This is a genomic window from Bacillus sp. S3 (assembly GCF_005154805.1).
Classification (GTDB): domain Bacteria; phylum Bacillota; class Bacilli; order Bacillales; family Cytobacillaceae; genus Neobacillus.
Map to the genome: position 1 here is coordinate 5185048 of NZ_CP039727.1, position 23688 is coordinate 5208735.

Sequence of the window (23688 nt, forward strand, 5' to 3'; positions counted from 1 at the left end):
GTTGTTCACTTTGCCTCCTCCTGCACTGTCAGCCAAACCCGCATCAATGAGAAGAGCTGATCGATATTTAACGGCTTCATGATATAATCGGAAGCCCCTGCTTCCATACACTTGTCCCGTTCGCCCTTCATCGCCTTAGCGGTTAAGGCGATAATCGGCAGATGCTGCATTCCGAGATCGCCCCGGATGAGCTGCATCGCCTCATAGCCGCCCATCACCGGCATCATGATATCCATAAAAACCAGGTCAAAATCGGCTTGTTCCTGGAGCATATCAATGGCCCGCTTCCCGTTTTCTGCTACTTGAACGACCATTCCTTTTCGCTCAAGCGCCGTTACCAGCGCGAAGACATTGCGGCCGTCGTCCTCTACCAGGAGCACCTTTTTTCCATTAAATAATTGGTCATCTGAGCTATTCATTACAGACTGTTCGACCTTAGGCGATTCCTCCGCCCATTCTTTTTCGACCAAAGCGACGCTTGCGCTTGCGGCCACTTCATCCCGTGCCAGGCCATAATCAGCCACAATGCCCGGTTCCAATCTGCTCGGAATATATAATGTAAACGTACTGCCCTTAGCCACTTCGCTCGCCACCTCAAGCGCGCCGCCAAGCAGCCGCGTAAATTCACGGCAAATCGATAGCCCGAGGCCCGTTCCGCCGTATTGACGATTCGTCGTGCCGTCCACCTGTTGAAAGGCTTCAAAAATAATTTGCTGCTTTTCGCGTGGAATCCCGATCCCGGTATCGGTGACAGAAATCGCCAGTACCGTCTCGTTCTCGTCCGCTTGGATAGCCGCCGCTTTTTCCGGTGGCGCCAAGTCAATTTGAACAGATACCGAGCCTCTTTCCGTAAATTTGAAAGCATTGGATAGCAGGTTTTTCCAAATTTGCTGCAATCGTTGCCCATCCGTCGAGATAACTGCCGGAACACACGGATCAATCACCACGTCAAACGCCAGATTCTTATTGGCCGCTACAGGAGCGAATAAATTCCGCATCATTTGTGGAATTTCGGTCACATTGACTTCATCTGTCATGATTTCAATTTTTCCTGCTTCAATCTTCGATAAATCGAGAATATCATCGATCAGCCGCAGCAAATCTGCACCGGACGTATTGACGACGCGGGCGTACTCACCGACTTCCGCCCTGTCCATTTCCTTATTATTCTCCATCATCATTTGCGAGAGTATGAGAATGCTATTCAGCGGCGTCCGCAGCTCATGCGACATATTTGCAAGAAAATCCGTCTTGTATTGCGAACTCGCTTGGAGTTTGACTGAATAATCTTCGAGCTCATCCTTCGCAATCTTGAGTTCATGTGCCCGCTGCTCGGCATATTGCTTTTGTTCCTCCAAAAAGTCGTTGGAAATTCTGAGCTGCTCTTGCTGCATTTGCAATTCTTCCGATTGGGCCTGAAGTTCTTCCGATTGCGCCTGCAATTCTTCTGTTAACATTTGCGATTCGCCAAGCAGCCTTTCCACTTCCATCCGCCCATTCACACTGGAAATGGCCGAACCAAACTTGTCCTGAAGCTGGTCGAGCAATGTCAGATGCTGCGAAAGGAACGGCTGCAGTGCAGCGAATTCCACCACCGCTTCTACCCGGCCCTCAAAAAGAATCGGCGCAACTAATAAATTCGTCGGGGCAGAATCCCCTAATCCTGACGTCACCTTAAAGTGATCTTCCGGAAGCTGATCAATCAGAAAGATTCTTTGATCAAGGGCCGCCTGACCGATCAGCCCTTCTCCCAGACGGAAGCTCGTCGCCGCGCGGTCCTCATCGGCAATCGCATAGCCGGCTACTTTCACAAAGTCGACATTACCGCCTTGCGTTCTGCGCAGATAAACAACCCCAAAAGCCGCGTTAAGCAATGGGGCGAGCTTGGTCACAAACGCCTTCGACAGTTCGCTAATATCGGTCATTCCTTGATACATCATCGAAATCTCTGTCATGCTGTTTTGTACCCAGCTCTGTTTTTCAAGGCTGCTCAAAAGATTGTTCATCGCCTCGGCCAACTCGCGGGTCTCGTCGCGTGTGTTCACTTTTATTCTTGTGGTCAGGTCGACCTCTGAATCTGAATCGGTAATGCCCTTAATCGTCTTAATGACTTGTTTAATCGTATTCACGATAGAATTCGACAGGAACAAAGCAGTGGCAAGCGTAATCACCGTCACCAAAAGGATAATGGTATACAACGTTATTTTTAAATTGGTATTGTTTTGATTCAGCTTTTCAATCCGTTCAGCCGATAATTTTTTCTCAATGGCGAGGAAGGAATCCAATTGTGTACGCAGCTGGTCGGTTATTTTCTTCCCAATGTTTTTATCAAAGTGTTCATTCAGTGCTTTCGTATTGTCCGCCTTTTTTAGATTAATGACGTTCTCTCCGGCATTCGCCTGCCAGTTCATAATCAGCGGTTTAATCTCCTCCAGATTCCGCTGCTGCCGGCCATTGTCCGCTAACATGGAATGGAGTTTATTGTAATTGTCAAGCCAGCTGCGGCTCGCCAGATTGTATGGCTCGAGATAGTCGGCATTGCCTGTGATCACGTAGCCTCGCATGCCGGTTTCCATTTCCAGCACATTTTTTTGAATTAGATTCGCAAGGTCGTGGACTTCAATATCATGCTGTGATACAAAATCAACCTCATTCTGCAAATCTGTCATTCTATTCATCACGATTAGCAAGGATACCACCAAGCAAATCAGAATCGTTAAATATCCGATAATAATTTTGGAATGGATACTGTACTTCCAACCCTTGATTGTCATCGCCCCCCCGTTATGGCTCTAGTAAATAACCTTATTCTACCATAACCCTATATCCTTTTGAATGTAGGGGACAGCTTTACCTACTATTTACCCATTTTTATAGAATTCCAGAAAACAGGCGGGCAAATGATTCCTTGCTTTTCACCGCCATGTTGCGTTTATAGAACTCCACAGGGCGGATCCGCCGGCAATCCTTTAGGTCCTCCTCAAATTGGTCCACTAAATCACCAATCGAAGTTGTTCCCGTTAAAAACAAATTCACTTCAAAGTTTAAGTGAAAGCTGCGCATATCAACATTCGCCGTTCCAATCGAGGCAAGATCTCCGTCAACAATCACGACTTTTTTATGCAAAAAGCCTTTTTCATAGGAATATACTTCAATTCCCGCCCGAAGCAACTCTGGAAAATAGGACTGGGTCGCATATTGCGTGAGAAAACCGTCATTGGTTTCAGGCACCATCAAACGAACTTGAATTCCTTTCCGGGCGGCAACGCGCAGCGCTGTTTGTATCGCTTGATCCGGGATAAAATAGGGGGTAGCAATCCAAATCGACTTTGTGGCACAGGTGCACAGCGCATAATAATGGTCACTCATGTTATCACTTGTTTCCGGGCCTGTCGCCACCACATGAACCAAGCCATCACCGTCAGCGGGATGTTCTTTGATATAGCGTTCCTGGTCAAACAATGTCTCGCCGCTCACGTACTTCCAATCCAATATAAATATCGCATGGAGGGTCTGCACCGCTTCCCCTTCAAGAACGACATGGGTATCACACCAATAGCCGTAGTCATCATCCTCCCCAAGATATTCAATCCCCACATTGAGGCCGCCGACAAACCCCACTTTGCCGTCAATAATAATAATTTTTCGATGATTGCGGAAGTTAAATTTCTGATTATACCAAGCGGTTTTGATCGGTAAAAAGGGGTAAACCTGAATGCCTGCTGCTTCCATTTCTTTCGTGACGGCACGTGATAAAGAATAACTGCCGACTGCATCCACCATTAGCCGAACCTCAACGCCTTCTTGTACCTTGGCAAGTAAAATGTCAATTATCTCCTGCCCAAGACGGTCAGAGCGGAAAATATAATATTCCAAATGGATAAAATCCTTCGCGGCCATCAGGCGCCGCTTAATTTCCTCAAAGGTTTCCGTTCCGTTATGTAACACGGTGGTCGTCGTGTTCTGATTTTGATCAGTTAAGGTCACCCGGTCTAAATATTCGGCAAAACAGCGCTGGTGGTCATTCAGCTGCGACACATCCAGTGCGCGCTGTTTATTACTGAGGGCCTCTAATAATTCCCGGTCACTCCTCCGCTTTGATTTGAACAATTCCCCCTTCACGAGCAGCTGACCGGAGTAGACATAGAAAATATAGCCAATTACCGGCAATAACACTAAGATATAGGTCCATAGTAATGTGTTTTGCGGCGGCCGGTTTTCGAGCCATAACGCCTGCACGGTGGATAGAATAATCAAGCCATAAAGGCCGATCAACAACCCTTTCCATTTAAACGGCAGGCCGGTAAACAAAACCACGCAGCATAAAATAAGCATGACGATAACAAAGAAAAATTCCAGGCGTTTACGTTTCATCACGACGTTCTCCCTACATCTTTTTTAAGATGAAATACCCTTTGTTTAGCATGATGAAACAAAAGGGCCTGACCCCCGATGCATTTTCATTCACATCAGGGGTCAGGCACCATTCTTTATTTTTTCCGATAGATTCGTTCCGGCCCATTAAATTCTTCGTAGTTCAATCCTTGTGGCATAAACAGAATCGATTCTTTGCTGCCGAGGGCCATGAAGCCGTGGTCAGCCAAGCTGTTGTACAGTAAGCGATGGACCTGCTGCTGCAGCTCATTATCAAAATAAATCAGCACATTGCGGCAGAGAATCACATGAAATTCATTAAACGAGCCGTCCGTCACCAGATTATGCTGGGCAAAAATCAGCCGTTCCACCAAACACGGCCGAAAATAGGCAGATTGATGATCGGCCGTGTAATATTCTGAAAAGGCCTTTTCCCCGCCGGCTTTCAAATAATTCTTTGTATATTGCTGCATTTTCTTCAGCGGAAATGCTCCCTTTTGGGCAGCCTCCACTGCCTTTTCATTCATATCGGTCGCATAAATCGTCGTTTTGTCCGCCAGTCCCTCCTCCAGCATCAGGATGGCCATCGAATAAACCTCCTCGCCGGTCGCACAGCCGGCATGCCAAATACGAATTTCCGGCAGCTCCCGTAACAGCGGCACGACCTCCTTGCGGAAGGCAGCGAAAAAGCCGGGGTCCCGGTACATTTCCGTCATTCGAATCGACAAATCATTCAATAAGCGTTCCAAATAGCCTTTCTCGTGCAGCACTTTATCCAATAGGGCCGTGATGGTTGGCAGCCGCTCCGCCCGCAGCCGATTCAGAATCCGTCTGCCGAGAGAAGCACGCACGTACCCGCGGAAATCATAGCCATATGCCTGATATAAACCTTCAAGCAGCAGATTGATTTCCATTTCCTGCAGCTCGCTCAAGCCTTCTTCCTCTATTCCATAGGTAAAGATTTTGTTCACTGTGCTTTCACCTGCTCTGTCAGCCATACCCGCATTAAGGAGAACAACTGATCAATATTTAATGGTTTCATAATATAATCCGACGCACCCGCTTCCATACATTTATCGCGTTCGCCCTTCATCGCTTTCGCAGTCAAGGCGATAATTGGCAGATCATGCATACCAAGGTTATCACGGATTGCCCGCATCGCCTCATAACCGCCCATAACCGGCATCATAATATCCATAAACACCAAGTCATAATCGGCCTCTTGAAGCATGCGAAGGGCCTGCTTTCCGTTTGCGGCCACTTCCACGACGATTCCTTTACTCACAAGTGCTGTTTCAATGGCAAAAACATTTCGGCCATCGTCCTCCACTAAAAGCACTTTCTTACCTTTAAATATGTGATCACCGGAAACTTCCATTTCGCTTTCTCCGAACTCGACTAAAGTCCCCTCTGTTTCCGTTTCTTCTAGCATGTCCTCCACACTTGCGGCTACTTCATCAAAGGCCAAATAGTCGGTTACACGTCCATAATCATCCGACTTCTGTCTACTTGGAATATAGACTGTAAACGTGCTTCCCTTATTTGGCTTACTTTGCACCTCAATCGCGCCGCCGAGCAGTTGTGTAAATTCACGGCAAATCGATAATCCTAAGCCGGTTCCGCCAAATTGACGGTTCGTTTTGCCATCCACCTGTTGGAAGGCATCGAAGATAATTTGCTGTTTATCATGTGGAATTCCAATACCCGTATCGGTTACTTCAATGGCCAACACCACTTCCTCTGTTCCCGGGCCGGCAATTTTTTCAGCAGGCGCCTGGATCACACGAACGGTCACCCCGCCTGTTTCCGTAAATTTAAAGGCATTGGACAGAAGATTCTTCCATATTTGCTGCAATCGCTGTCCATCGGTAAAAATCACCGCTGGCAGACCTTGATCCAAACGGACATCGAAGGTCAAATTCTTATTTTTTGCCACCGGGTCAAACAGACTGTGCATCATTTGCGGAATTTCTGTCACATTGACCTCATCAATGAGGATTTCAATTTTTCCAGCTTCCACCTTTGACAAATCAAGGATATCATCAATCAACCGCAGTAAATCGCCGCCAGAGCTGTTAACCACTCGTGCATAATCCGCCACTTCCGTTTTGTCCATTTCTTCAATATTCTCCGTCATCATTTGCGAAAGAATGAGGATACTGTTCAATGGTGTCCGCAGCTCATGCGACATATTTGCCAGAAAATCGGTTTTGTATTGTGAACTCAATTTCAGTTTCTCTGAATAATCTTCGAGTTCATCCTTTGCTTGTTTCAGATCAAAGGCACGTTGCTCCGCATATTTCTTTTGCTCTTCCAAAATTTCATTGGAGATCCGCAGCTGTTCTTGCTGCATTTGCAATTCTTCTGATTGCGCTTGGAGTTCTTCTGATTGTGCCTGCAGCTCCTCGGTTAACATTTGCGATTCGCCGAGCAGCCTTTCGACCTCCATTCGTCCTTTCACACTGGTAATCGCTAAGCCAAACTTGTCCTGAAGCTGATTGATTAAGATCACGTGCTCGGGCAAGTTCGGCTGAAAAGAAGCCAGTTCCACTACCGCTTCCACTTGACCTTCAAAAGAAAACGGGGCAATTAAAAGGTTCGTTGGTGAAGAGGCACCAAAGCCTGAGGTCACTTTATAATGCTCCTCCGGTACCTGATCAAGCTGAAGCAATCGTTGATTCAGTGCTGCCTGGCCAATCAATCCTTCACCTAAGCCAAAACTTTTTTTCACAGAATCTTCATCTGCTATCGCATATCCGGCCACTTTCACAAAATCTGTCACCCCTTCTTTCGTGCGGCGAAGATAGACGACACCGTAAGATGCACCAAACAGCTGCGCCAGCCTTGTCACAAACGATTGCGCGAGGACATTGATATCCGTTATTCCCTGAAACATCATCGAGATCTCAATCCGGCTTTTTTGCACCCAGTTGTGTTTCTCAAGCGTGCCTAAAAGATCGTTCATCGCCTCCGCAAGCTCCCTTGTTTCATCCCGGGTATGGACATGGATCCTTGCCGTCAGGTCCACCTCGGATTCGGAATCAGAATCCGTAATATTTTTGATCGCCCCAATGACTTCTTTAATCGTTTTAACGATGGAATTGGAGAGAATAATCGCTGTTGCAAGCGTAATGATTGTCACCAATACAATGAGGGCATATAAGGTGATTTTTAAATTATTGTTACTTGCGTCTAATTGCCCAATCCGATCAGCTGTTACTTTCTTTTCAGTTGCTAGAAAGGATTCTAGCAGTGTGCGCAGCTGATCGGTTACTTTTTTTCCGGTGTTTTTGTCAAAGTGCTCGTTCAAAGCAGCTGTGTTATCCGCCTTTTTGTGATTGATGACATATTCACCGGAATTCGCCAACCAGCTTATAATTAGCGGTTTCATCTCTTCTAAATTCCGTTGCTGTGCACTGTTAGCGTCTAACATCGAGTGCAGTTTATTGTAATTGTCAAGCCAGGTACGGCTTGCTAGATTATACGGCTCCAAATAAGATTCATCGCCGGTAAGGGCGTACCCCCGCATCCCCGTTTCCATATCGAGAATGTTTCTCTGAATTTGATTAGCCAAATCATGGACTTCAATATCGTGCTTAGAGACGAAATCGACCTCATCCTGCAAAGCTGTCATTCTATTAAGGACGATGAGCAAGGCGAGCACCAAGCAAACCAAGATTGTTAAATAACCTGTAATGATTTTTGCATGAATATTGAATTTAAACCCTTTGATCGCGACCGCCCCCCTAGTTTAATAAGTCTAGTAAATATACCTTATTCTACCATACCCTTTCACTAGTAACCCAACTTTTCCCTTTTGATTGTTCATTTTGGGAAAAAATTCCTAGGTTTCAACCCGGGCAGATGCGGGTACATATTACATATCAAACGATTTTGATGGAGGTATTTACATGGCAAAAACGAAGGAAAAAGAAAAAACCGTTTCATCGTCCGAGCTTCTTGACAAGCAGGTGGCCAATTTCTCTGTATTGTATATGAAGCTGCACCATTTTCATTGGTATGTGAAAGGTGAGAACTTCTTCACGCTGCATGTGAAATTTGAGGAATTGTATACAGAAGCAGGCCTGCATCTGGATACCATCGCGGAACGAATGCTGTCCATTGGCGCCAAACCAACGGCCACGTTGAAGAATCATTTAGAAATGGCCTCAATTCAAGAGGCAGAGGGAGATGAATCGGCACGGGAGATGGTCCAAGCATTGGCGGATGACTTTGAGACGGTCTGTAACGAATTGACAGATGGCATTACGACAGCCGAGGACAATGACGATCAGCCAACGGCCGATATGTTTATTGCCATTCGGACGTCATTAGAAAAACACAGATGGATGCTGAAAGCGTATTTGGCGGAGTAATCGTTAAGATAAAAGTACCAGCAGCGATGCTGCTGGTACTTTTTTGTACGTTTTCCAGTGGACACGAAAAAAAGCACGCAGAATCGATTCTACGCTACCTTTTTTGTGCCCCATCACTTCGTCGTAATCATTACTAAACAAATATCATCCTTTTGTGCATCAAGACGTTCCGTACTCAGCTTAAGATTTTGGAATAACACTCCAGGGTCGTCCATCCCGTCCTCGCGCATACAGTTCACAAGCATCCCTTCCACATCCTCATACTCTTCTTCCAGGGATTCTGATAACCCATCGGTATATAGCAATATCCGAGCATCCTTTTTATAAGGAATAACCCCTTTCGTTACTTCAATTTCATCAAAAAAGCCAACCGCACAGCAGCCTTCCTCGAGCAGCTTCACTTCATCATCGACAATGACAATTCCCGGCGGATGTCCGGCATTCACATACTCGATCGTCTGCTTTTCGGTATCGAGCACCATATAAATCGCCGTAAAATAATAATTAATTAAACTATCAATATGAAGCTGATCCATCCGCCGGTTCAGTTCTTTCAGAACGGCCTCCGGATCACCTATTTCGGTAATTGAATCCTTTAACGCAGAATATATGTACATACAGACAAGGGAAGAAGAAATCCCGTGGCCCATCATATCCAACAAAATAATCCCATAGCGGTGCGGACTAATCTTATACCAGGCATACAAATCCCCCGCCAGCTCAAACGAAGGCTTATAGACGGCAGAAATGGTCACATCCTCTTCCTTAAGCGGATCAGACAGCACACTTAACTGCACCTGCTTGGCCAAATCCATCTCATATTGAATCCGCTTATCCCGTTCCTTCCGCATATCCTTCTCCAATTTTAAGCGCAAAACAGAGCGGATTCGGGCCAGCAGTTCAATCTTATTAATCGGTTTCATCACATAATCAAGGGCACCGGCATCCATCGCCTCGGCCATTTTATTGGAATCACCCATGGCGGTGACAAAAATAATCGGAAGATCTTTATAATGCTCATGAGAAAGGATCCTTCGACAAGCCTCCATGCCATCAATTTCCGGCATCATCAAATCCATGAGGATTAAATCAATGTCATGTTCTGGAGGATTCGGATTATCAAGCTGCAAATAGTCATATAACTCCATGGCGGATGTCATCGGCACCAATCGTTTATAGCCAGCCATTTGCAGGATTTTCCCCACAATCATTAGATTCGTTTTATTATCATCGACAATGATAATTTTCATAGCCATCCTAAATGCCAACCCCTTTTATTGAAAAGGCGCAAGCGCCCTTGTTCCAAGAGCCAGACCCCCACTGTGTTAACGTAATAACGCATTAGTTGCCTAACCGCCAATGTATTTCCTCAGGTAAGGCATCATTGGCCTACCTGCCAATTGATTAACGCAATAACGCATCGGGGGTCTGACCCCTGATTGCTTTCCTCAGCTTTTCAATCGCTTTCTTCTGCAGCCTTGAAACATGCATCTGCGAGATTCCCAGTTTCTCCCCTGTTTCCTTTTGACTTTTATTCGCGATAAACGTGCAATGGATGATTTCCCTCTCTTTATCTGATAAAACATGAAGGGCGCTCTCCAGCAACAGTTTTTGATCGACTTTTTCAAAGCCCTCATCATAGGTTCCCACGATATCTAACGTGGTTACTGTGCTACCCTCAGAACCTGTTTCAATCGGAAGATCGACCGATGCAGCCTGATAGCTTTTCCCCATCTCCATCGCTTCCAATACTTCTTCTTCGGAAATGTCCATATAATCGGCAATTTCATGAATTTGAGGTGACCGCTGCAATTGATTCGTCAGCTCGTCGACAACCGTTTTGATCTTTGGCCATGTCTCCTTGATCCGCCTTGGTACATGGACACTCCACGTTTTATCCCGCAAAAACCGCTTGATTTCCCCGATGACAGTCGGAATTAAATACGATTCAAACGACTTCCCCATGCCGGCATCATACCTTCTAATCGCCGACAATAAGCCAATCATCGCGACCTGCATGATATCCTCGTGGAAACTTTTCCCCTTCGAATATTTTCGCGCCAGACTCCCAACCAGAGCAGTGTAATGCTCGACCAGGGCCGTTTGCGCTTCCTCGTTCTCATCCTGCTGGAACGCGTTAATCAGGGCATCAATTTCTTCCTTAGTTCGCTTCACGGTTTGAGATGGTTGTGTCATGATTTTCACGCTCCCCACTTCGATTCTTCACCATGAAGACCGTTACTCCGGATTGATTTAACACCCGGACTTCATCCATTAGCGTTTCTATTAAATATAAACCTAACCCTCCCTCTGAAAGCTGCTCCACCGTACTAGATTCCGTATAAGGGCCTAATTCTTCTTTTGTTTGGTAAAAATTAAAGCTTTTTCCGTTGTCGGCAACAACGATTTCCAGCTTGTCCTGATAAACCCCAAAGCCGATAACCACTTCGCCGCCCTCGTCCTTGTTGTAGGCGTGCTGGACAGCGTTGGTGCACGCCTCACTTACAGCGATTTTCATATCCTCAATTTCCTCATATGTATACCCCATGCGGCTGGCCACACCTGATAACGTCAATCTGATGACACCGACATAATCCGGCTTGGCCGGAATCTTCATTTCAATATAATCCATCACTTTGCTCATCTTCCCCCACCCTCTGCATTTACAGAAATATTCATGATATGACTTAAACCGGTAATTTGAAACAGCCGCTTCAGCCGATCCGATAACTCTACCAACTGTAATTCGCCGCCATTCTTCTTCATCTGTTTGAACACGCCGACAAAGACACCCAGTCCGGTACTGTCTAAATAGGACACATCCTTCAGATTGACGATGATTGTTTGATTTTCCCCTTCAGCAAGCGAAGCCAATTCGTCTCTTAGCTTCGGCGCCGTAAAGGCATCGATTTCGCCGCCAACCCGCACCACGATTTCCTCACCATTCTGCTGTTTATCTATTTTAATATTCATATCCTCACACCTTTGACATTTTAATTTGTACATACCCACACTATTGAAGTGTTAAACCTCTTTTTAAAAAAAAAAGAATTATATAAGTTCCTACTTTGAGAAATGTCTAGCTCCAGGGCGCTTGCGCTTTTCTATTAAAAAATATTTTCTCTATTATACCAAAATATGCTAGTTGGCCGAATAGATCTTATGTCCCACTCGGAAACGAGGTTTTATTTTTCAATAAATAGGGTACTTCCATAGAAAGAATCATCCTAAAGGAGTGAGGTTCAATGGATAAAAAGCAGTTTGAGGCGTTAAAAAAGAGCAGTGGTTCAACGAAAGCCGACCGCGAGCTCGATGTGAAGGTGGCGACGTCTGACAATAGCTCGATGGCCCAGAATTTAGATGAAGTAAAAGAACTCGGCAAGCAAATGAAAAAGGCCAAAACCGGCACCGAATTGAAGGAAGAACGAAACAAAACGCAGGATCCGCTGCAATAACTAGAAAGTGACCCGCCAGGCTATTTGCCTGGTTTTTTAGTGGGGAAGGGGGAAGTTGTTGATAGAGGTGGAAAAGTTGTTGATAAAGTTTAAAAAGTCGTCGATAGACAAGCGGAAGTCGTCGATAAAAGTACAAAACCGGTTGATAAAAATGTAAGAAAGAAGCTTGCGCTGTTGGCGCAAGCTTCTTCTTTTAAAAGTATATAGCTGAATCGTCAACCTTAATCATCCTTACGTTGTTTACTTCTTGCTTCTCCGCCTTTTTCGCCGATCTCTTGATAAAATTCTTTATCATGATTTTTAGATGTGGCCTCTCCGCCTTTGCGGCCAATCTCTTGATAAAACTCTTTATCATGATTCTCGGCTGTGGCCTCTCCGCCCTTTTGGCCGATCTCTTGATAAAACTCTTTATCATGATTCTCGGCTGTTGCCTCTCCGCCCTTTTGGCCGATCTCTTGATAAAATTCTTTATCATGATTTTCGGCTGTGGCCTCTCCGCCTTTTCGGCCGATTTCTTGATAAAAATCCTTATCATGATTCTTAGCTGTGGCTTCGCCGCCTTTTCGTCCTGCTTCTTCCAAAGTCATTTTCCCGTCATTTTTGTTGTTAGCCATGTCAAATTCCTCCCTAAATTTTTTTTGTGCATGCCTGTCCAACTCGTGACTACACTTTGATTGGCATCATGGTTACGTGTCTCCCATTATAGTATAGGTCGACTCGTTGTAACCTTAGTTATGTAGTACCACCATCCTGTGCCGCTAAAACTTCTTTTTGCCCATTTAATCGTTTTGAAATAGTTGTAATATTAATCACAAAAAAACGCGGCAGGCAGCCTAATAAGCTGACGCCCCGTTTCTAATGACTGTTGGTTGTACCCATCACTCTAAAGCCGGCTGCTCCTCGTACATTCTAAATAGCAAAACATATAACAAAATACTGATTAGTGCAAATGCTAAAATGATACTGAAGACCCCCATTGGCGGCACCCACCCCGACAGGAACACCATCAATGGTGCCAAAAATTTGCCGATTGTGTACTGCAGGCTGTCAGCCCCCATGTACTGTCCTCTGGCATGGTCCGGGGCATAGCGGCTGATGAAGCTCTGTGTCACCGGCGAGCGGACCATTTCGCCAAAGGTGAAGATGATGGTGATAAAAAACAAATACCATATATTCGTGTTCAATCCGACGAAAAAGGTGCCAAATCCGGAAAGCAGCGAGGAAAGGATGAAGACATTGCGCTCCTTCCATTTGCCGAACCATTTCGTGACGGGCAAAACGAACAAGACAAACAACAGACCATTAAATCCGACGAGCCAGCCAAATACTTCCTTGCTGGACAGCATCAAAGGAGAACCATTCCATGTAAATAGCGCTTGTGTTGGAACATGATTGATGACGAACACCGGCAAATAGAGATCCAGCTGCATAATTGGAATTAGCGCACAGATGCCTGCCAAAATGTAGACAAGGAACACTTTATCACGAAAAATAATGCCATATCCCTTCCATTGTTCCTTGAATACTCCGGTCATTTTTATCGTTGTCCCTTTCGCCGAATTGGGCAATGTTTCATGAACCATGAAATAAATGGCGATGAAATAGACCAGCAGGACCCCTGCACAGGTCCACAGCAACTCCTGACGGTAATGGAAAAAGAATATCGCTCCCAGTGCCGGTCCAAGCACCGCCCCAATGTTATTGGCCGTCGTGAAGGTGGCGAATACCTCGCGAAGGCTCTGTGCCGGAACGAGGTCGGCCACCATCGCTGAGCTTGCGGGCCGGTAGATGGCACCACCAATTCCAATCCCAATAAAGGCGGCGTAATCCATCCAAGGGGATGGCGACACCGCAAACATTACAAACATCAACGTTTGGAGCGAAGCCCCCATGAGCATGACGGGCCGCCGTCCTAACCGGTCCGTTAAAGCTCCCCCTAGCAAACTCCCAAACATACTGAAGATCGGTGGGACCGTCATCAAGAGACCGGCCATCCCGCTGCCCAACGCCTCACTAAAATAAACCGTAATAAACGGGAAATACATCCAAAACAACATGTTATACAGACCCTCGCCGATTAACCGCACCTTCAAATTGGTATCCCATAAACGAACCTGCATCTGATCCCCCCTTTTTCACTGCGCTTTGTCCCGGCCGGGTATAAAAACTATAAAACAAATTTTCCAAAATATATAGACTTATAATTTCGAATAGTTTATACTAATAATATGAAGGTCAAGTATAGACCCGTCTATTTGAATTGTCCCACAAAACGAACACATGTTCTGAAACAGTAATAAAGACGCTCCCAATGGAAGCGTCTTTTTGGTATATAACTATTAGGGACAAATGATCGCCCAACCATTAATGGCTGGCCCGTCATCCTTCTACCCCTTCACCAAATCCTCACGGTCATCTGCCTGCGGCGGCTCCTCCAGCCAGCCGTGTTTGATCATGATATTGGCTCCATCCTCCGCGTAAAGGGAAATTTCCGGGATTAATGACGCATATTTCGTACCTAAATCCCTTCTAGGACTTGCAGCCATTGCCATGCCAAAATTTCCGATCCCTGCTGCAACCATTGCTGATACATGAAACATGATCAGCTTGTCGGAAAAAACACGTGTTGTACTATCTGTGACAGCCGAATCCCAACTCATTGGCGCCGGTAAGTCCTCTTTACCCGTGGATTGACATTCTCCTCTGTAAATCCAATCGGTATAGGGAACTTTTCCTTTGTAAAAATGTCTCTCATAATGGAAAGATTGTTATTTGCTGTATCTTTCTTGGATTCGCTCACTGAATGGCAAAATCCGCTCATTAAACATTGAAATGCGCCCATTGAAACTGTAAATTCGCTCATTGAACACCACAATTCGCTCATAGACCGGTTTGACCGTTAAATATATAATGGTTAAAGTATAAATTTACATCGAAAACGAAACATTTATGAGTTTGAATTTGTAAAATGACAACAATGTTTACGAAAACAGCCTTTCTAATAAGCTTTTCTATGCACCATAATAATAAAACGTATGATACAATACCGCAGCTAGTGCTGCAATTTCTTCTGTTATTGCGTTTACTATCATTGTATCCATTTTTGTCTGAATTTTTGTCTCGATCGGCATTGACACAGTGGCAACCTGTTTATTATTACATTTTAAGTAGCCCGCATTTGTATAATCTTTCTCAAAATAATATTCTTGGTTACCCAACGAAAACGAATACGCTTTTTCGATTAATTGGACTCTATGCGATACAATTTTGACTGTACGTTGTGATGTATGTTCAATCAATTTATAACGAACGCCAGGAAACGCACAGTCCATACTGTAAAGGCGCTGCCCGTTCATCTTGGAAATTCGATAACAATAGGGTAAACCATAACGTAATGACGAGTCGATGATGTTGGCAAGAAAACGATGCGGCTGTTTTTGTATCTCAAAAACAGGGTCACCCTGTTTGTTTATCATTGGTATTTTTGTTGTCTTAGCTACCGTGAACGGTACTTGGTAAGTAAACTGTTGCAAAGAAATCCTCCTACATATTTCATCCTTCAAATATTTTGTTATATACTGTGATTTATATACTCCTATTGCGCCGAAGTCACTTTCTACCCTGCGCCTACAGATCCCCCACTCTATTTTTTACTAATTAAGAGCCAACCTGGGAAAAATAAAAAAATAAAACTCCCAAAAGGCCGTTGATTAGATGAAATTAAAGTGCTGTTTCTCCGTCATTATTTTGCTATTGATTACCGTTGTTCCTGTTACTTTTGCTGCGGCTCCTTTCAAGGTATTTGTCAATGGACAGCCGATTTTCGGCACTTCCATATCCGATACTTCTTCCATTGTTCGAATCATCGGCGGGTCGCCCTTTGTTGCCCTTGAATCGATCAGCAGCGAGCTGAAACTGGATGTAGAATATGATGAGAAAAACAAGACGCTGCATATCTCAAACAAAGGAGAACCGCAATCGGAAGTGGTCGCCACGCTAAAGAAAGCAAAAGCGGCTCTTTATGCAACAAAAAGAGAAGGACACTTAGAAAAATTCCGGCTGCAGACGGATGAAGGAATCAGATGGTTCCCTTACTGGAGAAGTTCCGATGCTCCTTCCTATGGTCCGAGATTTTTTTTCGAAGATATCAACCAGGACGGAAAAGAAGAGTTAGTGGTCATCCTAACCACTGGTCATGGCACAGGAATACTCGTTACCGAAGCACACGTCCTGCAGAAAACGAAAACAAATGCGGGAGAAGTATATGAGGAAATTTTAATTGATCATCCAGAGGCGATCATCAAAAAGAATGTACATATGAAAAAAGTATCCAATGACCAAGTCGAAATCACCATTGGCAGGAAGAAAACCATTGATACTTTTTATGGCTATTTGAAACATGAGATCATTGATTTTTCTGTCTATCAAAACGAATTAGTGGTTTTTATGAGCGGCCAGCTTTCTCCCCCAACCGAAGGCGGCATCCTTATAACCTATCAGTTCAAGGATCAAATGTACCAGGCGAAAAAGATTGAATACCTGAAAAAACGGCCGGATTTTATCATGGAGAGCTCGTTTCAATAACATGCACGGAGGAAACTTGAACACGAAAAATCAACGCCCAGAAAACTCCGGGCGTTGATTTATTATTTTAAATTATGATCCATCGAGACGAACCAGCTTTCAGCTTCATTCCCTGTCTACTTCTTGCCGTTCTCTTTCTTCATGTTTGGCGGGGAATTCTTTCTCCCGATGTCCATATAATTGTTCGATTTCACGTTCCATTGGGATGCCCTCGGGATCCTTTTGCTGCTGACGCTTTATATCGCCCTGCATGGATGTGCCGTCTTCGAACCCTTGCCCGTTTTGCTGCTCAAGCTCAGCTTCACGCTGCCTATCTTGCTGCAGCTCCGGGTCAGCATTCTTAGAAATTTCGTCCCCGTATCTTTGTCCGTCCTGCTGCGTATCATCTCTGTTCCTGGAAGGACCATCCTCTTTGGCTTGCCTATCACGTTCTTTGTCGTTACTTTTGGAAAATGGCTCTTCTCTTTTCAGCTGTTCTTCCATTTCCTTCTGGTCTGCAACATTCTTAGCCATGATTGTTTCCTCCTCCTGAGATTGCTGTCTTTCATCCTTTGCCTAAACACAGGTTTATCGAACAGGCAACCACATATTTACACCACCCTCTTTCTAGTAAAAAGCTGGATTCTTCAGTCAGGTTATCTAATTTATAACCTTACTAGTGTTATACCACGCCCCCCTCCTTCTAAACCCCTATTTGAAAAATGAGCCCTTCTTTTTCCCTTTCAACAGGTCGCCGGTCCAGCCCTTGTATCTTAAATAGCCATATAAAAGCAGCGTGGAGATGATGATCATTACAATCGAAAAAATATAGCCGAACCGCCAACCAAGCTCCGGCATATTTTTGAAATTCATCCCCCATAACGCCCCAAAGGCCATAACCGGGGTAAAGATCGTCGTCATCACCGTCAAGGTTTTCATAATCTCGTTGCCGCGATGGGAAGAAATGACCTCCTCTAAATTAATAATCGAATCGAGCTCATGTTCATACTCGTTCAGCAGCACCCTCGCCCGCTCAATCCGTTTAGAAGTACTATTATAAATTTCCTCACTGCCGCTGCCGTGCAGATTGATTTCCTCAATCGCCATTTTGACCTCCTTAATCGGAATCAGAAGATTTTTACACACCAAAAGCTCATGCCTTCGTGTATAGACAAGTTCAAGAATGCTCGTTTCATTCCGCTTACGCACGCTCCAAATCAGCGTTTTGAGGGCCTTCTCAAACTGATCAATCTCCACTAGCATCTCATTCATCAGCTCCCCGAGGAAAAATAAAAAGCCGTCAACGGCATTTTTCGTTCTGGCTAATTGTTGGGCAAGCACTTGCTGATCCGTTTCCAATTCAAGATTAATCGTCACCAGCTTATGGGTCGTCAAATAAAAATGAAATATTTTATTATCGTCCTCCCTGGCAAAATGTTGTTTATAGATAATTGACCCTTTTACCGCCTTTTCCCCATTTTCCAAGCAGTCCACCCGGAGGCAGTTGGTCGTATTCTCCTGAACCTGCTCAAGCCAGGATTCCGTATAGCCATCCCGCTCAACCTCCCGCTCGAGATGGTTCATGTCCGTTTGGTTCAGCTGCACCCATTTCCACTTGTTCGTCCCAATCCATTTTTCCATTCCTATCTCTCCCTCTTGTTTACTAGCTGATTCCCCAAAAATAATGAAATTGAAACGTTTAATGACAATGTGGGCAGGGTATTTATAGGGTTAAGGAGGGATTGTGATGAAAGTTTTAAGTATGAACACCTTGTTAGCTGTAGGTGTTGGCGCATCAGCTGCCATGTGGTTATCAAAAAAACCGAATCGCATCAAGGCGGAAAGCTTTTTAAGAGACTTAAAAAGCAAAGTAAAACCGACTGTTTTTGAAAAAAGCGAGGAGCTTCCGATTGAAAAGGGCGGCCATCCCCACCCTCACGACTTAGAAGACAACAACATGGTCAGCGAGGGCGCGGGCTATTCTGTTCAGTTTTATAATGAAAAAATGCAATAATGGTTGGGGCACTTTTGCCCCGGCTATTTTTTTGAAGAGGTGAAATATGCTTCTCTTTTTAAGCATCTATTCGGTTATCATTTGGGCCGTGATTGAAATTTTTGTGATTTTATTTCGTCTAACAGGGCTGAAAGTGGAGGTCTCCCGCTTCCAGGTCATTTCGTTGATGACCGGAACCGGCTTTACGACCGGTGAATCCGAGCTGATCTTGGGTCACCCGGTTCGCCGAAGGCTGGCGAGCTTTCTGATTCTGTTTGGCGCCTTTTCCCTCGCGGTAATCATCTCGTCGATTAGTCAGTTTCTTTCCGAAGGGCTTCGGACGAAGGAAATTTTATCAGCCGCCGCCATTGCCATCGCTGTTTTTGGCATTCTAAAGCTGCACGGCGTCCAACGATTGTTAGAGCGGGGTTTTACAGGAAAAATCACGCGAAAGATCGAGCTTGCCGACCTGCCAATGCGGGATGTTTTTTTGAAAAATAAAGAAGATACCTTAGTCGATTTGCATATATATGAAGATTCGGAGCTTGCTAATCGTACATTAAATGAAGTCGCTGAGGATCATGACAACCTGGGGCTAATCGCCTTGTTGATCAAACGCGGCGATGTGAGAATTGTGAAAAATATCTATGACACCCCCATCCAGGAAGGCGATCAGATTTTGTTATTTGGACCTGAAAAGGTCATATCCAAAACGTTTGTGCACGATATTCAGCTAATGGAGGAAAAACAGAAAAAGCTGCATAATTCTTCCGAGGAACTGCCTTAGGATGCAGTTTAAAAGGGGTTATCAACTACTTCGGAGGCTTTATCGACGACTTTTAATTGTTTATCGACAACTCTCATCATCTTATCAACCTCATCCCCTCCCCCCTAACCAAAATGCGTATCTACGCACAGAAACAAGCCCCATCGTGAGGCTTGTTTTCAATCTTTTTTAATTTCCAGATACATAATGTGATAGCCGTCCGCTTCATGGATTTTGAAGGAATACCCTTCCGCATCCACTAACTCCCCCAATTGACTTGCGGTGTTTTGTGTCAGGAACCAGCCGCCGATGGTATCGACATCATCGGCAGTTAACTGCGTGCCGAGCAGCTCATTTACCTCCGAAATGCTCACTTTCGCATCAACGATATAGTTCTTACCCGCTTCTCCAGTCCCAGATCCGGCAGTGGAAACCTTGCGAATCTCAGGCACTTCATCGGCATCAAATTCATCCCGCACCTCGCCGACGATTTCTTCGATGATATCTTCGACTGTCACCAGCCCGGATGTGCCGCCATATTCATCGAGCAGGATCGCCATATGGGTCCGCTCCATTTGCATTCGGATCAACAGGTCGTGAATCGGGATGGTTTCAATAACCCGAATGACAGGCTGGATATAGGATTTTATTTTCCAATTTTGATAGGCACCCTTGTTCATCAGTTTAGAAGTTAAAAACATTTTCACGTTCATTACGCCTATAATATGATCTTTATCCCCCTCCATCACCGGATAGCGGGTGAATTTTTCCTCCTTCATCGTTTGCACGACGTCCTGAATCGAATCTTCAACTGAGAGGCAGCTCATTTCCGTGCGCGGCACCATGATTTCTTTAGCGACACGCTCGTCAAATTCAAAAATATTGTTGACATATTTCCACTCATTTTTGTTAATCTCCCCGCTTTGATAGCTTTCTGCCAGAAGAATCCGCAGCTCTTCCTCCGAGTGCGCCAATTCATGCTCAGACGCCGGCTTTATACCAAACAGACCGACGAGCACGCGGGCCGAATTGTTTAACGCCCAAATAAACGGATACATGATTTTATAAAAGAAGATGATTGGTTTGGCGAACAGCAGCGTAATCATTTCCGCTCGCTGGATCGCTACCGTTTTTGGCGCCAATTCTCCGGCGACGACATGGATAAAGGTCACGATGGCGAAGGCCAGTAAAAATGAGACAAGATGTGTCACCGCTTCATTCATGCGCAGTGCTGCGAGCAGCGGATGGAACAATTTTTCCACTGTCGGCTCCCCAAGCCAGCCAAGCCCCAATGCTGTCACCGTGATGCCAAGCTGGCAGGCCGATAAATATTCATCAAGGTGGGTCACGACCTTTTTCGCCGCGGCAGCGCCTTTCTTCCCTTCCATAATCAGTTGGTCAATCCGCGATGTCCGCACTTTGACAATCGCAAATTCTATCGCAACAAAGAAACCCGTAAAGACAATCAACAATGCAATCGCCAATAAATTGATTAAGAGCAACCTGACAACCTCCTTTCTAAAAATAACAATCCGAAATCGAGTGAGGATTTCGGATTGCTTAGTCTATCAATTTTCCTCTTCTATTTTCTCGTCTAATTTCCCTAAATATTTTCGGGCAAACTCTGTTCCGCCGAGACCGAATGCCAGACCAAATGCCAGGGTCAGTCCGCCAAGGACGAGGACGAAGGCTGCATTCACGATCGAATGGGCAACACCCAATTGATCTAATGCCATGAATAGCGTAATCGTAAAGATCGCATATTTTGCAATCGCCGCCAAGGTCCGGGAGTAGCGCTGTTTTAAGATATTTTGCAGCATGCGCTCCACTAATTGCCCTAAATATAAGCCAATTCCGAGAATGACAATTGCCGCTAACAGCATTGGCAGGTATGCGATTACCCCTGTTGCTAACGTAACTAAGAAGTGTAAATGAACAATCTGTAAGGCTTCTGCGGTAAATAAAAGTACCACAATGATTTTTGCCAGCAAGCCGACTAGCTGTGACAGACTGTATTTCGATTGCTCCGGCGTTAAGGATCCGATTCCCATGTGGTGGAAAATATTATCGAATCGTAGACGCCATAGCATTTGCGTGACCATTTTTTCAATCCATTTTCCAAGCCATACCCCTGCTAAAATGAATAGAATCGCAGCGATGATGTTTGGAATCAGTGTGACAATTTGCTGAAGCATCGCAATTGCCGGCTCCGAAATGCCTTTTAAGTCTAATTTTTCTAATGCGGTAATAATGGTTGGAATTAAAATCAAGATGAATACGATATTTCCAATCATCGCGGAAATATTGGCTCCTTCAGCCGATTTCATCAGGCCAACGCGTTCACCGAGCCGGTCTGTCCCAATGCTTTTTAAAAAGTTGGTTAAAATATCGCGGACGATTTTTGCAATCAGCCAGCCGATAAACACAATAAGTGCGGCGGCAAATAGCTTCGGAATGAAGCCAATCATCGTTGTTAAGGCATGTGTGAACGGTTCTGAAATTCCTTCTAGCTGCAGTGCCCCCAATACCGCCGGTAAAAACAGCAGAAGTACCAGATAGAAGATGGCTTGAGCCATGCTGTTCACCGTGCTTGTTGTATTCGCTTCACTGCTCGAGATGTTCCATTTTGCGAGGCGTTGATCTAAATGGAGCATGGCTGCTCCCTTTTTAAAGGCCATTCTTGCTAGGTAAGCAACGACCCATGCTAATAGGAGAATGAGAGCTGCTTTTAATAGATTAGGAATCGCTGCAGTCAATGTCGAAACCATTTGAACAAGCGGTTCGGCAATTAAGCTGAGGTGAAGCATGTTGAAAAAGATAATCCAGACGACCACCAATAACATATAGTAGACAATTTTTCCGACGATTACTTCTGATGGGTATCTTCTTCTTCCAACATTTGAAAACAGCTTATTATCGAGGTTTGTTTTTGATAAAGCCTTTTCGACTGCCTTACCAATTGCTTTCGCCACCAGCCAGCCGACGAGTAATACAAGAAGCGCCAGCAGCAGATGAGGAATTTGGTCGGTATATATGTACCAGCCTCTCAGCATATTGTTGAATGTCATGTAACATCTCTCCTTTTCAGTAAGTTTGATAGATGGTTTCCCTCGTTCCTTTCCGTTCAAACATTTTTTATAGATTGTTATTTTGTTAGATTCGCTCATTGAATGGGGAAATTCGCTCGTTAATCGTCGGAATTCGCTCATTAACTTATGAAATTCGCTCATTGGAGCAAGAAATTCGCTCATTGAATGAAGAAGTCCGTAATGATAGAAGAATTCGCTGATGTATAAGAGGTGATTTTTCATTAGATTAAGTTTTCTTGTGGAAAAATAAGTTTCAGCTACCTATTTGGCGGGAATACAGTCACCAGATCGAATCACAAAAAAGGAGGAGTTAACATGAATAAGAAAACACTTCTAACAGGCGGTTTGGCGGCGATTCTGACATTTGGCGGTTTGGCCGGCTGCGGTGACGGAGTCGATCAGGATAACGGCATTAGCGATGGCGAGCAAAAAGATCAGGTTGATAATGATACAAAAAAGGAAGCGAATGACAGCTTTAAAGACGCAAAAGACAATATGGAAGATATCAAGAATGATGTCGAGGATAAATTGAAAGATGAAGGTGTCGGCGATGGTGTCGATCAGGATAACGGTGTCAATGATGGTGAAAACAAGGATGCACCGGATAATCCTTAAAAAGAAGTTTAGCTTGCTATAAATAGGGAAAATACAAAAGTAGAACAAACATTCATAGATTGATAGGAGGAACTAGACATGAACGAGGACAAATTAAAAGGCAGCGTGGACCAGGTGAAAGGCGAAGCGAAAGAGCAATGGGGCAAATTAACGGACGACCGTTCAACAGAAGCGGAAGGTAAGTGGGATAAAGCAAAGGGTAAAGTGAAGGAAGGCGTCGGCGAAGTAAAGGAAAAAGTGAAGGATAAACTCGACTAATCCCACCCTAAACACATAAAAACAATGACCTTGCCAGGCTATTCGCCTGGCTTTTAAGCTTAAAAATGGGAAGTTGTTGATAAAGGCGGAAAAGTCGTTGATAAACCATCCAAAGTTGTTGATACGACGTCGGAAGTCGTTGATAAACCATCCAAAGTTGTCGATAAACCATCTAAAGTCGTCGATTAACGACAAAAAG

General features: G+C 44.8%; 23 protein-coding genes. 7 read left to right on the forward strand and 16 right to left on the reverse strand.

Translation table 11 applies throughout. The annotated features are described in order from the left end of the window. Nucleotides 1–5: 5 nt before the first annotated feature. The 4 genes from FAY30_RS24735 to FAY30_RS24750 all read right to left on the reverse strand — a co-directional run bounded on the left by FAY30_RS24735 (nt 6) and on the right by FAY30_RS24750 (nt 8050). Nucleotides 6–2774: a CHASE3 domain-containing protein gene (locus FAY30_RS24735; protein WP_149872330.1), complete on the reverse strand. Its 2769-nt coding sequence runs from the start codon at nt 2772–2774 to the stop codon at nt 6–8. 97 nt (nt 2775–2871) lie between these two features. Continuing rightward, on the reverse strand, nt 2872–4374 hold the full coding sequence (cls, locus tag FAY30_RS24740; RefSeq protein WP_149872331.1) for a cardiolipin synthase: 1503 nt from the start codon (nt 4372–4374) through the stop codon (nt 2872–2874). A 116-nt stretch (nt 4375–4490) separates the two neighbouring features. Further along, a complete protein-coding gene (locus tag FAY30_RS24745; protein WP_223821032.1) occupies nt 4491–5288 on the reverse strand; it encodes a CheR family methyltransferase in 798 nt (265 codons plus the stop codon). Nucleotides 5289–5341: 53 nt separating this feature from the next. After that, a complete protein-coding gene (locus FAY30_RS24750; protein WP_190284773.1) occupies nt 5342–8050 on the reverse strand; it encodes a CHASE3 domain-containing protein in 2709 nt (902 codons plus the stop codon). A gap of 235 nt (nt 8051–8285) precedes the next feature. Between FAY30_RS24750 and FAY30_RS24755 the strand changes: the two genes are divergently transcribed. Beyond that, entirely contained in the window at nt 8286–8750 is a 465-nt protein-coding gene (locus FAY30_RS24755) for a Dps family protein (protein WP_149872334.1), read from the forward strand. A 113-nt stretch (nt 8751–8863) separates the two neighbouring features. Here FAY30_RS24755 and FAY30_RS24760 read toward each other — a convergent pair whose 3' ends face one another. The 4 genes from FAY30_RS24760 to FAY30_RS24775 all read right to left on the reverse strand — a co-directional run bounded on the left by FAY30_RS24760 (nt 8864) and on the right by FAY30_RS24775 (nt 11723). Further along, nucleotides 8864–10000, reverse strand: coding sequence for a PP2C family protein-serine/threonine phosphatase (locus FAY30_RS24760; protein ID WP_149872866.1), 1137 nt, complete (start codon nt 9998–10000; stop codon nt 8864–8866). A 154-nt stretch (nt 10001–10154) separates the two neighbouring features. Next, nucleotides 10155–10946, reverse strand: a complete 792-nt coding sequence (sigB, locus tag FAY30_RS24765) for an RNA polymerase sigma factor SigB (RefSeq protein WP_149872335.1) — start codon at nt 10944–10946, stop codon at nt 10155–10157. Continuing rightward, nucleotides 10912–11394 carry an anti-sigma B factor RsbW gene (gene rsbW, locus FAY30_RS24770; protein ID WP_149872336.1) on the reverse strand — a complete coding sequence of 161 codons (483 nt, stop codon included), beginning with the start codon at nt 11392–11394 and terminating at the stop codon, nt 10912–10914. The genes sigB and rsbW overlap by 35 nt, the downstream gene beginning before the upstream one ends. After that, the gene (locus FAY30_RS24775) at nt 11391–11723 is read right to left on the reverse strand and encodes an anti-sigma factor antagonist (RefSeq protein WP_149872337.1); all 333 of its coding nucleotides are present in this window, start codon (nt 11721–11723) and stop codon (nt 11391–11393) included. Before FAY30_RS24775 ends, rsbW begins: the two co-directional genes overlap by 4 nt. A 272-nt stretch (nt 11724–11995) precedes the next feature. Here FAY30_RS24775 and FAY30_RS24780 point away from each other — a divergent pair, with 272 nt between their 5' ends. Then, on the forward strand, nt 11996–12205 hold the full coding sequence (locus tag FAY30_RS24780) for a hypothetical protein (RefSeq protein WP_149872338.1): 210 nt from the start codon (nt 11996–11998) through the stop codon (nt 12203–12205). Nucleotides 12206–12426: 221 nt separating this feature from the next. Here the strand turns inward: FAY30_RS24780 and gsiB are convergent, their stop codons facing one another. From gsiB to FAY30_RS24805, 4 genes are all read right to left on the reverse strand, one after another. Next, complete coding sequence (gene gsiB / locus FAY30_RS24785) at nt 12427–12819, reverse strand: glucose starvation-inducible protein GsiB (protein WP_149872339.1); 393 nt, start codon at nt 12817–12819, stop codon at nt 12427–12429. 264 nt (nt 12820–13083) lie between these two features. Next, nucleotides 13084–14325 carry an MDR family MFS transporter gene (locus FAY30_RS24790; RefSeq protein WP_149872340.1) on the reverse strand — a complete coding sequence of 414 codons (1242 nt, stop codon included), beginning with the start codon at nt 14323–14325 and terminating at the stop codon, nt 13084–13086. A gap of 267 nt (nt 14326–14592) precedes the next feature. Beyond that, nucleotides 14593–14916, reverse strand: a complete 324-nt coding sequence (locus FAY30_RS24795; RefSeq protein ID WP_223821033.1) for a DUF3231 family protein — start codon at nt 14914–14916, stop codon at nt 14593–14595. A gap of 300 nt (nt 14917–15216) precedes the next feature. Next, entirely contained in the window at nt 15217–15738 is a 522-nt protein-coding gene (locus FAY30_RS24805) for a tubby C-terminal domain-like protein (RefSeq protein WP_149872343.1), read from the reverse strand. Nucleotides 15739–15919: 181 nt separating this feature from the next. Between FAY30_RS24805 and FAY30_RS24810 the strand changes: the two genes are divergently transcribed. Further along, nucleotides 15920–16789, forward strand: a complete 870-nt coding sequence (locus tag FAY30_RS24810; protein ID WP_149872344.1) for a hypothetical protein — start codon at nt 15920–15922, stop codon at nt 16787–16789. A 105-nt stretch (nt 16790–16894) separates the two neighbouring features. Here FAY30_RS24810 and FAY30_RS24815 read toward each other — a convergent pair whose 3' ends face one another. Both FAY30_RS24815 and FAY30_RS24820 read right to left on the reverse strand, forming a co-directional pair. Beyond that, nucleotides 16895–17302 carry a hypothetical protein gene (locus FAY30_RS24815; RefSeq protein WP_149872345.1) on the reverse strand — a complete coding sequence of 136 codons (408 nt, stop codon included), beginning with the start codon at nt 17300–17302 and terminating at the stop codon, nt 16895–16897. 177 nt (nt 17303–17479) lie between these two features. Beyond that, the gene (locus FAY30_RS24820; RefSeq protein ID WP_149872346.1) at nt 17480–18409 is read right to left on the reverse strand and encodes a magnesium transporter CorA family protein; all 930 of its coding nucleotides are present in this window, start codon (nt 18407–18409) and stop codon (nt 17480–17482) included. Nucleotides 18410–18515: 106 nt separating this feature from the next. Here FAY30_RS24820 and FAY30_RS24825 point away from each other — a divergent pair, with 106 nt between their 5' ends. Both FAY30_RS24825 and FAY30_RS24830 read left to right on the forward strand, forming a co-directional pair. Further along, nucleotides 18516–18782, forward strand: a complete 267-nt coding sequence (locus FAY30_RS24825; protein ID WP_149872347.1) for a hypothetical protein — start codon at nt 18516–18518, stop codon at nt 18780–18782. 46 nt (nt 18783–18828) lie between these two features. Then, nucleotides 18829–19548 carry a TrkA C-terminal domain-containing protein gene (locus FAY30_RS24830; protein WP_149872348.1) on the forward strand — a complete coding sequence of 240 codons (720 nt, stop codon included), beginning with the start codon at nt 18829–18831 and terminating at the stop codon, nt 19546–19548. Nucleotides 19549–19706: 158 nt separating this feature from the next. Here FAY30_RS24830 and FAY30_RS24835 read toward each other — a convergent pair whose 3' ends face one another. Continuing rightward, the gene (locus tag FAY30_RS24835; protein ID WP_149872349.1) at nt 19707–21029 is read right to left on the reverse strand and encodes a hemolysin family protein; all 1323 of its coding nucleotides are present in this window, start codon (nt 21027–21029) and stop codon (nt 19707–19709) included. A gap of 66 nt (nt 21030–21095) precedes the next feature. After that, nucleotides 21096–22595, reverse strand: a complete 1500-nt coding sequence (locus FAY30_RS24840; RefSeq protein ID WP_149872350.1) for a mechanosensitive ion channel — start codon at nt 22593–22595, stop codon at nt 21096–21098. A 336-nt stretch (nt 22596–22931) separates the two neighbouring features. On the opposite strand from FAY30_RS24840, the gene FAY30_RS24845 reads away from it, so the two are divergent. Together FAY30_RS24845 and FAY30_RS24850 are read left to right on the forward strand one after the other, a co-directional pair. After that, complete coding sequence (locus tag FAY30_RS24845; RefSeq protein ID WP_149872351.1) at nt 22932–23231, forward strand: hypothetical protein; 300 nt, start codon at nt 22932–22934, stop codon at nt 23229–23231. Nucleotides 23232–23309: 78 nt separating this feature from the next. Further along, nucleotides 23310–23489, forward strand: coding sequence for a CsbD family protein (locus FAY30_RS24850; protein ID WP_149872352.1), 180 nt, complete (start codon nt 23310–23312; stop codon nt 23487–23489). Nucleotides 23490–23688: the final 199 nt, after the last annotated feature.

What these genes read in the sequence shown, in the direction of transcription:
- FAY30_RS24735 (WP_149872330.1), bottom strand. Translation starts at nt 2,774, where the DNA reads ATGACAATCAAGGGTTGGAAGTACAGTATCCATTCCAAAATTATTATC.
- sigB (WP_149872335.1), bottom strand. Translation starts at nt 10,946, where the DNA reads ATGACACAACCATCTCAAACCGTGAAGCGAACTAAGGAAGAAATTGAT.
- FAY30_RS24825 (WP_149872347.1), top strand. Translation starts at nt 18,516, where the DNA reads ATGAAAGTTTTAAGTATGAACACCTTGTTAGCTGTAGGTGTTGGCGCA.
- rsbW (WP_149872336.1), bottom strand. Translation starts at nt 11,394, where the DNA reads ATGAGCAAAGTGATGGATTATATTGAAATGAAGATTCCGGCCAAGCCG.
- FAY30_RS24845 (WP_149872351.1), top strand. Translation starts at nt 22,932, where the DNA reads ATGAATAAGAAAACACTTCTAACAGGCGGTTTGGCGGCGATTCTGACA.
- FAY30_RS24840 (WP_149872350.1), bottom strand. Translation starts at nt 22,595, where the DNA reads ATGACATTCAACAATATGCTGAGAGGCTGGTACATATATACCGACCAA.
- FAY30_RS24830 (WP_149872348.1), top strand. Translation starts at nt 18,829, where the DNA reads ATGCTTCTCTTTTTAAGCATCTATTCGGTTATCATTTGGGCCGTGATT.
- FAY30_RS24760 (WP_149872866.1), bottom strand. Translation starts at nt 10,000, where the DNA reads ATGAAAATTATCATTGTCGATGATAATAAAACGAATCTAATGATTGTG.
- cls (WP_149872331.1), bottom strand. Translation starts at nt 4,374, where the DNA reads ATGAAACGTAAACGCCTGGAATTTTTCTTTGTTATCGTCATGCTTATT.
- FAY30_RS24775 (WP_149872337.1), bottom strand. Translation starts at nt 11,723, where the DNA reads ATGAATATTAAAATAGATAAACAGCAGAATGGTGAGGAAATCGTGGTG.
- FAY30_RS24820 (WP_149872346.1), bottom strand. Translation starts at nt 18,409, where the DNA reads ATGGAAAAATGGATTGGGACGAACAAGTGGAAATGGGTGCAGCTGAAC.
- FAY30_RS24745 (WP_223821032.1), bottom strand. Translation starts at nt 5,288, where the DNA reads ATGGAAATCAATCTGCTGCTTGAAGGTTTATATCAGGCATATGGCTAT.
- FAY30_RS24815 (WP_149872345.1), bottom strand. Translation starts at nt 17,302, where the DNA reads ATGGCTAAGAATGTTGCAGACCAGAAGGAAATGGAAGAACAGCTGAAA.
- FAY30_RS24850 (WP_149872352.1), top strand. Translation starts at nt 23,310, where the DNA reads ATGAACGAGGACAAATTAAAAGGCAGCGTGGACCAGGTGAAAGGCGAA.
- FAY30_RS24755 (WP_149872334.1), top strand. Translation starts at nt 8,286, where the DNA reads ATGGCAAAAACGAAGGAAAAAGAAAAAACCGTTTCATCGTCCGAGCTT.
- FAY30_RS24780 (WP_149872338.1), top strand. Translation starts at nt 11,996, where the DNA reads ATGGATAAAAAGCAGTTTGAGGCGTTAAAAAAGAGCAGTGGTTCAACG.
- FAY30_RS24790 (WP_149872340.1), bottom strand. Translation starts at nt 14,325, where the DNA reads ATGCAGGTTCGTTTATGGGATACCAATTTGAAGGTGCGGTTAATCGGC.
- gsiB (WP_149872339.1), bottom strand. Translation starts at nt 12,819, where the DNA reads ATGGCTAACAACAAAAATGACGGGAAAATGACTTTGGAAGAAGCAGGA.
- FAY30_RS24810 (WP_149872344.1), top strand. Translation starts at nt 15,920, where the DNA reads ATGAAATTAAAGTGCTGTTTCTCCGTCATTATTTTGCTATTGATTACC.